The organism is Acinetobacter sp. CIP 51.11 (assembly GCF_000369665.1).
GTDB classification, from domain to species: Bacteria; Pseudomonadota; Gammaproteobacteria; order Pseudomonadales; family Moraxellaceae; genus Acinetobacter; species Acinetobacter lwoffii_S.
On record NZ_KB850129.1, the window covers coordinates 1,880,342 to 1,893,710 of the forward strand.

Sequence of the window (13,369 nt, forward strand, 5' to 3'; positions counted from 1 at the left end):
TTTCATCTCATTTTTTATTTATAACTTACTTCTGCTCGATGCTTTGAAATTTTCAACTTGACCGTCGATTAACTCTAAACGGTAACGACGTCGATCCAGAACCTCCAAGAAACCCAGTTCATGCCCTTCATTCACAAAGATTTTTTCATTCTGAATATTTAAAGAAACCGCTGTATGCTCACATAACAGTTTTAAACGATCTTTATCAATATTCTTAGTTTCAGCTTGTGATTTAATAGATGCAATATACCGAGCTGCACGAGGCCTTTTTTCAGCGTAAGCCCGTATGCTAGTAAAATCGACATAACCGAGATCAGCTGCAATAGATGAAATGTTTGTAGGCACAGCCTGTAAAATAGCTTCTTGTAACTTACCAGCAAATTCAAAAGCACTCGGTCGGATTATGTGAATATTCGAATTATCGATTAGAAAATCAAAGTCAGCATCCAGTTTAAATACCTTTTCCTCAACAATTTTTAATGTGTCATCACATAAGCTAATAAGTTTATTTTTCAATATTCCCTTAAACTGAATAGCTCTGCGTAAAGCTGTTAGCTTTTTACCAGATTTATCTATAAATCTTGCAAAATAGCAGAAAACTTCAGTAGGGCTTTTTAATACTTTAGCATTCATGTCTAAGTTATTAGCTTCATGCAAGTCTTTCATTGTTTGTGCCATTTGATCAGAAATTGGCAAATACAAATACTCAATACCAGCATGCTTTTCTGACGGTTGATATAAATCAGGACTAGGACTGCTTTTATTCATGATTTCGACAGTTGCCTTAGCCATCTCAACCAATGCTTTCTGAACGCTCACATCTACAGGAATAGCCTCAAAAAACTGTTGATTTTGATCTTCTGACTCTCTCCCCACCCCAAATTCAATATTCTTAATATTGTCAAAGTCAAAATCTACAAACACACTAAATCTCCAAATAAACTGTATTACTTAATCTATACGCTTCTATTTCATCGCCATTTAACACGATGGCTCTTTTTGTAATAAGTACCTGAGGTATTTTACCACTGATAGAATTATTATCTTCAGGCGGACAAATTGTAAAAATACGATAGCCTTTCATTGCAAATAAAATATTCATGTAATGTAAATTTAAGTGCAAAAACAAGAAAATCACAAAAATCAAAGCAACTAATGTAGTCCCTATATCTCTTAAGCTCTCTATACCAACAGAATAAAAAGGCAATAAGGTAGCAAATAAATAGACTAAAATGTGATCCTTATGATCATCTGCAGTTCCAACCTTTATTATGCGTTTATCATTTTGTTTCTTGGCAATATTAATTCTTCGCCATAAAAACAAATTAGGAACAATAACAAATAAAACACAAAAGGGAATTAAATATAAATCAGATACCTCTTGATTCCCCCGTAAAGCCCACAAAATAAATAATGGTGAAAAACTACTTAACACCATCATTACGCGTATAAAACCTAGTGACTCATTTTGTTGAATACTCATATTCGGTCTCACTACCTAGATCTGATACATCAATTTCACCCGATAATAATTTAGGCAATAAAGTATCTCTAATATTTTCTAGATTATTAATCTCATCACTCTTTAGAGAAATTAATTTAAAGATCCTATCAATTCGATCTTTAAAAAGCATATTGATGGCATTATCAGCAATCAAAACATCTTGAGATTCCATAATCGCTTTAGTAAGGTGAGTAAAAATAGAGCCAGTCCCAGAACTTTTCATGGATTCAGTTTTTCTAAACATTGTTAGGTAGAGAAAATATCTGCTGATAATCGTTTCATCAACATCCATTTTCCAAATATGATAATGATAGATACTTTTTGGTCCTCTCCAAATATACGGACCAAATGTTGCAGACCATGCATAAATAAAATCTTCTTTCTCGATTAACTTATCCTGAGGAAGATCCAAGTCCGAAAATACTGTTTTTCCACCACCCGTTAAATTTTGAATTCTTACAATTGGGATACCTTCTTCTTTAAACTCAGTATTTTTGTAGGCTCTACCATTGATTACCCTACATAAATCTTTTAATTTTTTATACTCCCACCCCTTCGGCACTTCCCCTAGCTCAGTCTCTACTAATTCATCAGGAAACAGCGCAGCACTCGCTTGTAACTCAGCAAAGTCATCTTTAGACATTTGCTGAATCTCAACTTCACTTTTACCGCTAATAGCACACATCGCAGCAAGTTCAGGGTCTTTGCCTTCCTGCTTAGCTACAATTTTGGCGCGGACAGGATCGAAGTCGATAAACCAACTTTTAAAAATGGCTTGGGCGATAGATTCTAGGGTTTGATTGATTTTGTTATTTAGTCTAATTTTATTATCAATTGAGTCTATATATTTAACTATCTCTGCTTGTATCTCTATTGATGGCAGCTCAATATAAAGTTTACGCTGAGAAGTGATTGGAACTTGGTTTCTCGTAGTTTGACTCATTACTGCCGCGAGTTGATCCTGAAAATCCTTCCCTGAAAAATAAGCAGCTAAATATGTAGGTAAAATTTTAGATTTATCAAGCCGGAAATGGGTTAAAGACGTGCCAATTAGAATAGGTTCATCAACTTGTGGCATAACAGCCACTCTTCCAACAGTTGCATTATGTGATAGCAACACATCTTCCGGCTGAACAAACCCAAATGTAAATTTTTGCGCTTTTTCTTTCGCTAGACGGGGTGCCTTTAATAAATCAATATTTCCTGAATTATCTAATAACTTAGCAGTAAGAAAGGGCACTCCCAACTCACCAAATTCTTCAGTTCTTGGATATTTTGCTCCATGATTTCCATCTTTATGGACAAGAATAGAACCATTATTAATCAAATCTTCGATTTTAATTCTCGATGTAAAACTCACACCACACCCCCAAACTCTTTCTTAATCGCCCAATAGCCACGAGTTCCACCAACACGCTCAAGCCAGCTAGCATCTTTTAAATGATTCAAATGCTTTTTCACTGCTGACTCATTAATTCCGAGGTGCTCCGCCATAGAACGATAGGAAACTTTTGGGTTCTGTTGAATTAAAATTAAAATCTCTTTTTGACGATCTGTCAGCATAGTTTCTTTGATTGAGCCACCTATTGAGCCACCTATTGAGCCACCTATTGAGCCACCTAATTGCTCAATCGAAGGACGGTAAAATTCCCAATCGACAAAATCACCTTGTGCTTTCAGTTGAGGTTCTGCATTACCAGCTTGTAAACAAAGATCTTTAATACGGGCAATACCACTGCCCCACTGCTCGATATAACCCAGCTCTTTAAACACACGGGCCAAGACACGGTTACGGATCTCGGAACGACCTTGTGCCAAATCTTCTTCAGTCAGTCCATTGGGCAAACCACCCGGCGATACAATATTCAGAATGTCATCATAAATGCCAACCTTAATATCACGCCCTGCATTGCTATAGTCACGGTGCAGCACTGCATTCACCAAGGCTTCACGAATAGCAGGGATTGGAATTTCAAAACTTTCTGTGCGCTGTAACCCTAAAATTTCTGCTCGTAGATGCAGATGGTTTTTGATGAATTGCTCTGTTTGCTTCAACTGACTAAATAAGTCGCCACGGTATTCTTTTTTATCCAAAAATACTGTCATGGTCGTGCCTTTAAAGCGGCTGCATTTAATCTCAACCTGCTCATAAAGCCCCAACAAAATGAGCAGCCCATGACTTGGGTAGTCCTGTCCATTCTGCTGAATGATCAATTTGAGATTCCGCATCTTCTGCAAAGACAGCTCTTTACCCACCTCAGCAAAGGCTTGCTTTAAAGGCTGTAAATCTATGTCATCTAAACTGTATTGCGGATTCGGCTGTTCATCAAAGGTCTGGTTCAGACGCTGCAATTCAAGTTGCTGGATATACTCAGACGATGCTACACGATTACTTGCACCCAAACGGATATAGGTCCCCTGTGCCTTGCCTTGCGGCTTGAGGTAATAAGGCAGCAATGAACCACGGCTGACTTCAATCACCAGCAACTCAATGCCTTGGATATTCTCGATATAGATATACGGCAGAATATTGGGCGCACACAGTTCATTAATCATCGAAGTGATCTGATCTTGCAGCTCAAAAATATCATCTTGAATACCTACGAGTTGGCGATCATCACTTACACCCACTACCAATTTACCACCACTGGTATTGGCAAAAGCAATCAGGGTCTTTGCGACCTGTTGCCCTTTCGGTAACTGCTCTTTAAATTCAAGGGTTTGACTTTCACCCTTCTGAATTTCTTGCAATAAAGGATGATCAGAACTCATAACCCAAGCCTTTTAGATTCTTTTTAATCTCACTTTCCAAGACAGCACTTTCAGCAAATTGTTCTTTGAGCTGAGCAGTCAAACGCAGCATTTTCTCAGCGAATGGCTCGCCATCATCTTCCTGCTCGACTGCACCCACATAACGTCCTGGAGTCAATACATAGTCGTGCTTCTGAATATCTTTGAGCTCAGCAGAGAAACAGAAACCTTTTTCATCCTGATACTTTTCACCCTCAAAGTTCTCGCCCTGCTGCCATGCGTGCAAGGTCTGGGTGATTTTGGCAATATCGGCATCGGTAAAGTCACGCAGTACACGATCTTTCATATAGCCTAGATTACGGGCATCGATGAACAGGGTCTTGCCTTCACGGTTAGCTTTCTTTTTATCTAAAGACAAGCCATTCTTTTTATCTTTGGTCAAGAACCAAATACAAGCTGGAATTTGTGTGTTGGTAAACAGTTGTCCCGGTAACGCGACAATACATTCCACCAGATCGGCTTCGATCAAGTTTTTACGAATCTCGCCTTCATTGTTGGTATTGGAACTCATCGAACCATTGGCAAGTAAAAGTGCCATGCTGCCTGTTGGTGACAGATGATGTAGCATGTGCTGCATCCAAGCAAAGTTGGCATTACCTTGTGGCGGTGTACCGTATTTCCAGCGTACATCACTTTCTAGCGAAGCATGCCACCAATCTTTGATATTAAAAGGTGGGTTAGCCATGACAAAATCAGCACGTAAGTCTGGATGCTGATCATCTAAAAATGTATCCGCGTTCTTTTTACCAAAATTAAAATCGATCCCGCGAATCGCCATGTTCATGGCTGCTAGTTTCCATGTGGTCGGATTGCTCTCCTGACCATAGATAGAGATATGCTTTTTCTGCTCCGAGGCTTTGTAGTGCTTTTCCTGAGCATGTTGTTCAATGAACTTTTCACTGGATACAAAGAATCCACCTGAACCCATTGCAGGGTCATACACACGACCTTTATAAGGCTGCAACATTTCAACAATTAAGGTGACGATACTTTTAGGCGTGTAGTACTGCCCACCTTGCTTGCCTTCAGCCAAGGCAAACTGTCCCAAAAAGTATTCGTAGACGTGCCCGAGGATATCTTTACTGGGCAGACTGAGTTTTTCACCATTATATTCAGGCTTAGTAAAACTGGTGTCAGAGAAGGTATTGATCAGATCAAGTAGCTTGTCATTATCCAGCTGGTACTGACCAATGCGATTCAGGATACCTTTAAGCTTTGGATTGGCTTTTTCAATTTCATCTAAAGCATTGTCAATCAGCCATGATACCGAACGCAGTTTGACGTCTGCACCTTGTTCATCCTGCCAAATGATTGAGCCAATTGGTAAAGCGGCTGCATCACGGATATTTGACCAGCGGCCTGCTTTTGGCACCCAAAACACGTTTTTTTCTTGGTAGTAATCCAGTATTTCTAGTTCGTCAGCAATAGCCTGTTGGTATTCTTCATCGCTATCATAGTGATCACGTGCCATGTAGTAGATATTGTTGTCATCATGATGAGCGAATAAAGTCTTGAGCTCAGACTGTCGTTCATCAAAAGCATCTGAAACGTACTTTAAGAAAATCAACCCTAAAACAATATGCTTATAGTTGGCTGCATCTAGACTGCTGCGTAATTTATCGGCGGCTTTCCAAAGCTTGTCATCTAAGTCATTTAGAAATTTTTGTTCCAATGAATGCATTTTATTTCCTCAATCCAAGATCAACCGCTTTGGTTTTATACTTAATGTTAAACAATGTTGCTAAGTTAGCATATCTGCGACCTATTAAAAGTCATGCACTTAACAAAAAAAATAGAGATTAATTAAGTCTTGTCATTTTAACGGGATAACTATAGCTAAAATAGTACTTTGACAACTCCCACGACTAATACTGTCGTAAAAAAAGAGCAACCTAGAAAGCTGCTCTTTTCCAACTAATCGATTAGTTGACGGGTCTGACTGATCGCTGCAACCCTTGCTGAATATCCTGCACAAACCCTTCAGGCGAAGCTTGTTGCTCCACCGTACGGTTTTGTTCTTGTTCAGGGTAGTATTCCTCCAGCACATCTAACCCTTCCTCTATATCCGTTTCAAACCGTGCATTGGCAAAACCCTTCCTTGCGGTAAAGTCTAAAGCTTCCTGATAAAACCCCGCTTGTTTGCTCTGTTCATCAATTTGCTTTGCCTGAATAATCGCTTCATTCAAGCTAATTCCTTCCCTTAAAGTAAGACACACCTAGTAAACAGTTTGATGAAACTCTGTATGGTGGACGTTCCTCTGAGCATCACTTGCATCAATAGGCACGAGAGTAGATCATTTGATTCAAATTCAAAATGAAGCTATCTCGTATGTTGAAAGAAAATTATAGATTTAGAATCTTTTATTTTCAGGGGAGATTACCCAAGCAGTCTAACTATTAACTTAAGTTGAATATTCTTTTGGTTAAAAAAACTATAATATTTCGTTGAAACTTTAAAACGGATATAAGTGTTACTTTTCTGAATTGAACTAATCTATTCAACAAAGTTAACGCTTTAAAATTATCTCATTGTTATAGAAGAATTGCGTGAATTGTATTATTCTAGGTATGAAAAATACTTGTTGAATATTAAAGTGTTGGGGATATAAATTATGAAAAAATTAAAATACTCTTTAGGTTTCATGATCTTACTATCTTCAATTGCCTACACCCAGATAAATGATAATTCTTCAACCAACTTCAAAGTGCAACTCACTGTAACAGAACGTTGTGAAATTCAAAGCAGTCAGTCTCAAGAAATTGATTTTGGATCTATTCAGAGATCTACCAATAATGTTACTAGCTCAGGTAATTTAAATATTAGTTGTACTCAAGATACACCTTACTCAATAGCTTTACATAGTGATAAGGTATTGAAAAACACTCAAGACAGCTCTATACAGATTCCTTATCAACTCTATCAGGATGCTGGCTTCAAAACTGTTTGGGGGAATTCATCAGAAGCAGTTTACTCAAATACGGGAACAGGCACTGACCAAGCTTTTAAAATTTGGGCAAAAATTAATGATGGTGCGACAAATGTTCCAGCGGGTGTTTATAGCGATAACGTAATAGCGACTATAACCTATTAATAAGTGAGTGTAATAGTAATCGTGTCATGATAGCTGCCTGCACTTTTAATTGATTGTACTGGTACGCTTCCATAGACTGGAATAAATTCTGGATTATTATTACCACTACCCTTTCTTAAAGTAAATTGATCCCACTTCCGAGCTCTTCCACTATCTAAATATAAATCATAATTAATATAATCACGGCCATTAAACATACGTCTTTGGCTACCCGAGGCATATCTCCCATTATTTAAGCTGACATTCCATGATACCCGGTTTGGACACTGCAATGAAATTTGCCCACTCGTACGTAGCTCAGTTGATAAATTACTGATTTGTCCAAAGTCTAAATCACTAGCTGAGAGTAAAACACATGCATTTTCATACTCAGCCAATACAGTCATATTAGCAGAATGACTTAAACGAGAAGTTAAGACATTATTATCAGTAGGTTGAGTATTACCTCGAGCAAATGCATATAAAATTTCTGTTGATAAAGTTAAGGAGCTATAAGTTCCTGCAAAAGTATTTTGGTTAGGGTATAAATATCCATATATTGGAATAGTACCTCTCACTTCTTGTCCCGAAGTCGCCCTATAATCATAACAACCGGATGTATTGAGCTGATTTCTAATTACATTATTGTAACCAGCATCATAAAAAAGGTTATATGACAGACTGCTGAATAAATTATAGATGTAGCGTCTTGTTTCATTAAAAAACCAACTATCTGCTGTCAAACATACTCTAAAGTTTGTTGGTGCATTATTTTCCGGATCACATACCACTTCAACTGTAGTAAAAGCTCGCCCTCCTCCAATATTAACTTCGCCGAAATTCAAAGTAGTGGGTGATGAGATTCTACATTTAGCTGCTTGAGTTTCACCTGCCAGCATTACACCTAAAAAGAGACTGGATATAAAAGTGAAATTTTTAATTGATAAATAATAATGCATTGGTTTTTTTATTATTCGCATATCAATTCTCCTAAATCAATAATACCTTTTTGGTCACTTAAGTCTTTTATTTCAAAGCTACAAATCTGATCATTTTGCTTTAAATAGAATTTATTAGCTTTAGGATTCTCAATGTAAATCATGCCATCATGTGCAACTATAGTAAGAGGTCCGGTATCTTCTAAATTAAAATCTTCGGTAGCCCAAACATTAGTTCCGGCTTTTATGAAATTTCCATTTGCTTGTTTAATGACTGCTTGAATGGCTAATATTTGAGAAATAGGAAACTCAAGGAATACTCCACTCGCATATCTTGGAACAGCATTCTTGACTGTGGTTTCAATATGATAATCTGGAGGTAATTCTAATGGATCAATTGTAATACGGTTATTTTGATATGGGTTTAGGGAAGTAACCACTAACTCCCCATTTTTATTCGTTTTTCCTACATATCTATTTTCTAATTTAACGGGAATATCAGAAATTTGCGAGGTTGAAATTAAGGCAAAAGAATCAAAAGAACGCTGCATTGGAAAAAAACTTTGATTCATCATCAATACACTACCACTTAATGCACTATTGGCTATCCGAGATGAAATGTTTTTTGATTTGACTTCCTGAAAACCAATGTTCCACTCACCATAATCATGCATTTGAGCAATCTGAGCCTGAATATTTTGTGTATCTCTAGCCGTGTCTGCTTGAAGCTGCCAGCCCCATCCTCCAACATCACGTGAAATAGCCTGACGTGCGTTTAAGGATAGTTTTTCCTGTTCTTGATCTTGCTGATAAGAAAAATTCACAGTACGCTTCTTTTCTAGCGGAATATTTAGACTCAAGTAATATCTTGTATCTTCTTGAGTTAAGTCATGATTTGCACTTAGATTAAGATAATAGTTATTAGGAAACGAATAGGACCAGTTGAATGTTATAAATTCATTCGATGAAGCTGGAGAATATTCTTGATATATATAACTTGTGCCAAATTGACCTAATCTATTATTAAAGCCTAGAAAAACCTGATCAGATCTTTTAGGAAAATTAGAACTATTGAGGCCTGCAATATCATAATACTGACCAGACTGACGGGTTGTATTATAAAAGAAATTCAAATATTGAGAATTCCAACTATACCCCAACTGGTAAAGAGTCCCGTTAGAATGCCTATAGTCGCTGAATGAGTAAGCAGCATTAAGCATACCAGCCCGCCCCCCTAATCTTTGAATTACTCCTCCACCTATTAAATAAAGATCAGGGGCAAATTCTATATGGCTTTCTATAGTTAAATCTTTTGTTAAACCATAACGATAACTTGCATTCCCCACAAGATCATCATCATATTTGAAAGACTGTTCACCGTAAGCTAAACGTGTTTGGCCTAAACTAAAAGACCAATCACTTAATTTATCCTTCAAAAGCTGATTAGTGCCATATAAAGAAAAATTTAAAATTCGTTGTTGTCCATTTATATCCGTAACAATAACTTGAGCCTGTCCTGTTCCAGTAATAATCGGAACAGTTTCTATTTCAAATTGTCCGGGTACAACTTGTTGACTTGTCTGCTTTAACCCATTAATAAATAGATCAACAGTAGAAGGTAAGCTTACTTCACCTTTGAATGATTCTAATGGGGTAGTGATTTGATAAGGTTGGAGAGAAAAATTTTTAGAAAAACTTACTCCGCCCAGACGCGTAGATCTAGACCAGGCTAATGATTTAGATTGCACATCGCCAATTCTTATTGTTAACATTTTTTCAGGAAAATCACGTTGCCAATAGGTATCCAACACCAAAGCATTCAACTCAGAATTTTGATTTGTATGCGTATAGCTATAGTTGGTGGACACACTTAAAATCCCCCCCTCACCTAACCCAAACAAGCGAAATTCGTTAGTTCCATTAAGACTAAAATAGTCCTCCGAATATTGGCTATAAAAATCATAATTCAATAAAACTCCCGGCCTATCCTGAACCGGATCTAGTTTTGCGGGTTCAATAACATTATAAGCTGTATACTGAGAAATTTTATTTAGAGCTCTAATATCAACATTAAAATATATTTTTTGATTTAAACTATCATAATTATAGTCTATAAAAGGTATATCTTCTAAAAGATAATATTCAGCTGAGCTAGCATTTATATTAGTAGGTAAATTTAGTTTAAGTTGTTGTAGGGTATCTTTAAATACGAAAAGCTGATCATCTTTTTGAAGAAATCGCCCCAAAACATTAGGATCAGATTGATTCAAAATAACATCTAAAAATAGCTCTTGCTGAATGGGCGAGTTAAAATCAGGAACATTTATTTGATTGGCCTCTACTTCCTGTGTAGATAGGATTCCCAACAAAATTAAATAACAATAATTACCTTTCATCATTTTAAAAAGTTATTTATTTTCAATAGGTAATACTTGTTCTTTAATATCGGAATTAATAACAGCCTGAAATTTTCCTGACCCATTATCAGGTAATTTTTGAGGAAGTGTCCATGACATAGTTTGACTTGCTAAAACATATCCCATTAAGCCGGGAATCAAGGGTGTTTTTTTCCCGTTTGCTGCTACATAGTTAAGCTGGCTTATACGTATATAAGAATTAGAGAGATTTTTTGCTGAAAACTGCCCTTGCGCATATTTAAATTGAATACTATCAAGTGCAGTTACTCCATTATTAATCTTAGAAGTCTGAGAACTCTTATAGAATACAGGAATTGAATATTGCAAAAGTATATTAAGGCCAGAATTATTTTGTTGCTGAGAGTTATCTGGTAATTCATCTACTAGAAGACGAAAAGCTCGCTCTTGGGAAATATTTACACTGGGTGGCTTGATTAATCGAACTAACTGTCTTTGGCCAGCCTTAATTTCAGTAATAAGCGGACTAGCAATTAAATCTTTTGTTGGGATTAGGGTTTCTTGGCTCTTTAGTTGAGACCATTGTTGTACACGCACTTGAGCACGTATATTGGTCGAACCTGTATTTGTAAGCCAAAATTCTTTCGCTTTATCACTAGGTGTGAACTCCACCAAAATTGGGGATACTTGCAAACTAGCTGCTTGAGCCAAAGAAAAGGAGGAGACTAAGAAAGCCGAAAAAGTCAAAGTATGAAAAAATTTTACATACAATACTTTTTTAAGAACAGTTTTCAATAGCCCCTTCTCCTTGTTATAAAACCAAATTAGTAAAGAATTTTAGCAGTTACAGTGTCAGTATAAACACCAGCCTTAACGTTGGTGTTTCCTTTTAGTTTTGCATGCACAGTAAGACTATCTACTCCACCTGTACCCGTTTTTACTAAAGCAGCATCCTCTGTATCACCCCAAATTTTTTGAGTACCAGCATCTTGGAATAAATCATAGTTGATAAACGATGTACTATCATTAGCATGAGTCATTTTTCGTTGACTATCCAGTACAACTTTATAAGGAGTACCAATTGTACAAGTTGCCGTTAATGTACCTGTTCGCAACTTATTAGCATCAGTAGAGCGATCCAAACTTCCAAAATCGATATCTGTAGCTGAGTTAAATTCACATGACTCATTAATCGTTAACTTTACTTCAAAAGTCTGAGTAGGAGCTGTTGCTGCTTGAGCTACAGAAGTACCTAAAATGGCTGAAAGAAGAACAGAAACGTATGTAATTTTACTCATGAGAATAACCCTATATATTAAGTTGTACTTCACTTGAAAAATTTAATGAAGTTTTAGAATAAAGTAGACGACAGAATATACGCTCATTTAATAGCCAAGTACATAATTTTTTATAATAAATTAAGTGCTTTACCATAAATAAACACAACCAAAAAGGTTGGATTTAAAACGAACTCCTTCTATCTTCTTGCAAAAAAAAGAGTGATGAAAACCACAATCAGGCATCATATTGTGATTTGTTAGCGATGATATAAAATTATTCAAAATATGTAAACATGATTAAACCCATACAAAAAATCGAGAAAAACGATTTAAATTTTGTACATTAGAAATATTTTTAAAGTATTGAGAGGACATATCATCAGTTAAGCAAAATCATGAATGAAATACAGTCATGAATAAACAATTTTTTAACCCTCTCAATACTATATAAGATTTCACCCTGTTCGATTTAATTCAAAGCCGTCACTGATCCTTTCAATCCCTGCTGAATATTAAATTCAGGCTGCGTTTCCTCAATCTGCTGGCCTTCAACAGGCTGATAAAACTCCTCAACCACATCCAAACCTTCCTCCATGTCTACGCCCATCCTCCCATTCCCCAAACCCTTCCTTGCGGTAAAGTCTAAAGCCTCCTGATAAAACCCAGCCTGCTTGCTCTGTTCATCAATTTGCTTCGCCTGAATAATCGCTTCATTCAAGCTAATCCCCTCCCTTAAAGTTAGATCCACGTAATACACCGGCTGACGATAACTTTGTGTCGTACTCTTGCCCCGCAATATCAGCTGCAATGGCAGGCATGACAACAAACCATTGGATGCCGCATGGTAATAATTCAGCCGTGCAGCCAAAGTCCGAATACTGTTAAAACCCGTGGTTCTAAAGATGAAGGTGCCAAACTCATCTGATTCATCCAAATTCACATGCAAACGCCCGTAGGGCTTGCAATTCCCTCCTTGAGCCAATCGACATAAATCAGGGGATGGACAGGGATGTTGCTCCACGCCTTGGTTGGTTAAACGTTGGCAGGTCTCTCCATTACCGACACAGACAGGTCGTCCAGTCTGTCGGTCAAATAAGGTGTATTCTGCACGTAGGTTTAAATCAGGATCATTAAAGATCATGCGGACTGGTATAGAACGGAGCTTCTGATTCGGAGCATTCGCTCGCAGCTGATCATCTAATGGATGTTTGATCCAGCCTTCTTTGCTTTGAATCTGGGAAGTAATGGTGAACTGGTCATCCTTTTCCGGTAGGCGTTTGCCATTCTTCTCGATCATCCGACCAATACTGATCCGTCCGAGTATTGGAGGAGTAATTGCTAAACCTTTAATCATGTTGATATTCCTTAATGTATTACCTTACAAATTTGG

11 protein-coding genes and 1 pseudogene are annotated in these 13,369 nt (G+C 37.1%); 1 reads left to right on the plus strand and 11 read right to left on the minus strand.

Annotation, left to right across the window (positions count from 1 at the left end; translation table 11 throughout):
* Positions 1-18: 18 nt before the first annotated feature.
* The 6 genes and pseudogenes from F894_RS12685 to F894_RS12710 form a co-directional block, all read right to left on the minus strand.
* On the minus strand, positions 19-924 hold the full coding sequence (locus F894_RS12685) for a Kiwa anti-phage protein KwaB-like domain-containing protein (protein WP_005248078.1): 906 nt from the start codon (positions 922-924) through the stop codon (positions 19-21).
* Position 925: 1 nt separating this feature from the next.
* Positions 926-1,483 (minus strand): hypothetical protein, encoded by a 558-nt coding sequence (locus F894_RS12690; protein ID WP_005248079.1) that lies wholly within the window; start codon positions 1,481-1,483, stop codon positions 926-928.
* Positions 1,464-2,864 (minus strand): restriction endonuclease subunit S, encoded by a 1,401-nt coding sequence (locus F894_RS12695; RefSeq protein ID WP_005248080.1) that lies wholly within the window; start codon positions 2,862-2,864, stop codon positions 1,464-1,466. Before F894_RS12695 ends, F894_RS12690 begins: the two co-directional genes overlap by 20 nt.
* The gene (locus F894_RS12700) at positions 2,861-4,276 is read right to left on the minus strand and encodes an AlbA family DNA-binding domain-containing protein (RefSeq protein WP_005248082.1); all 1,416 of its coding nucleotides are present in this window, start codon (positions 4,274-4,276) and stop codon (positions 2,861-2,863) included. Before F894_RS12700 ends, F894_RS12695 begins: the two co-directional genes overlap by 4 nt.
* The gene (locus F894_RS12705; protein WP_005248084.1) at positions 4,266-5,996 is read right to left on the minus strand and encodes a class I SAM-dependent DNA methyltransferase; all 1,731 of its coding nucleotides are present in this window, start codon (positions 5,994-5,996) and stop codon (positions 4,266-4,268) included. The genes F894_RS12700 and F894_RS12705 overlap by 11 nt, the downstream gene beginning before the upstream one ends.
* Positions 5,997-6,237: 241 nt before the next feature.
* Positions 6,238-6,617, minus strand: a pseudogene (locus tag F894_RS12710) (hypothetical protein); the annotation flags it as partial.
* Positions 6,618-6,927: 310 nt separating this feature from the next.
* On the opposite strand from F894_RS12710, the gene F894_RS12715 reads away from it, so the two are divergent.
* A complete protein-coding gene (locus tag F894_RS12715) occupies positions 6,928-7,407 on the plus strand; it encodes a Csu type fimbrial protein (RefSeq protein ID WP_005248088.1) in 480 nt (159 codons plus the stop codon).
* Here the strand turns inward: F894_RS12715 and F894_RS12720 are convergent.
* The 5 genes from F894_RS12720 to F894_RS12740 form a co-directional block, all read right to left on the minus strand.
* Positions 7,404-8,366, minus strand: coding sequence for a Csu type fimbrial protein (locus tag F894_RS12720; protein ID WP_005248090.1), 963 nt, complete (start codon positions 8,364-8,366; stop codon positions 7,404-7,406). The two genes, F894_RS12715 and F894_RS12720, sit on opposite strands and share 4 nt — an antisense overlap.
* Positions 8,357-10,723, minus strand: a complete 2,367-nt coding sequence (locus F894_RS12725) for a fimbria/pilus outer membrane usher protein (protein ID WP_005248091.1) — start codon at positions 10,721-10,723, stop codon at positions 8,357-8,359. The genes F894_RS12720 and F894_RS12725 overlap by 10 nt, the downstream gene beginning before the upstream one ends.
* A 9-nt stretch (positions 10,724-10,732) precedes the next feature.
* Positions 10,733-11,494 carry a fimbrial biogenesis chaperone gene (locus F894_RS12730; protein ID WP_005248108.1) on the minus strand — a complete coding sequence of 254 codons (762 nt, stop codon included), beginning with the start codon at positions 11,492-11,494 and terminating at the stop codon, positions 10,733-10,735.
* Between the two features lie 29 nt (positions 11,495-11,523).
* The gene (locus F894_RS12735; protein WP_005248109.1) at positions 11,524-11,997 is read right to left on the minus strand and encodes a Csu type fimbrial protein; all 474 of its coding nucleotides are present in this window, start codon (positions 11,995-11,997) and stop codon (positions 11,524-11,526) included.
* 451 nt (positions 11,998-12,448) lie between these two features.
* Positions 12,449-13,333 (minus strand): recombination directionality factor, encoded by an 885-nt coding sequence (locus tag F894_RS12740; protein WP_005248110.1) that lies wholly within the window; start codon positions 13,331-13,333, stop codon positions 12,449-12,451.
* Positions 13,334-13,369 lie beyond the last annotated feature (36 nt).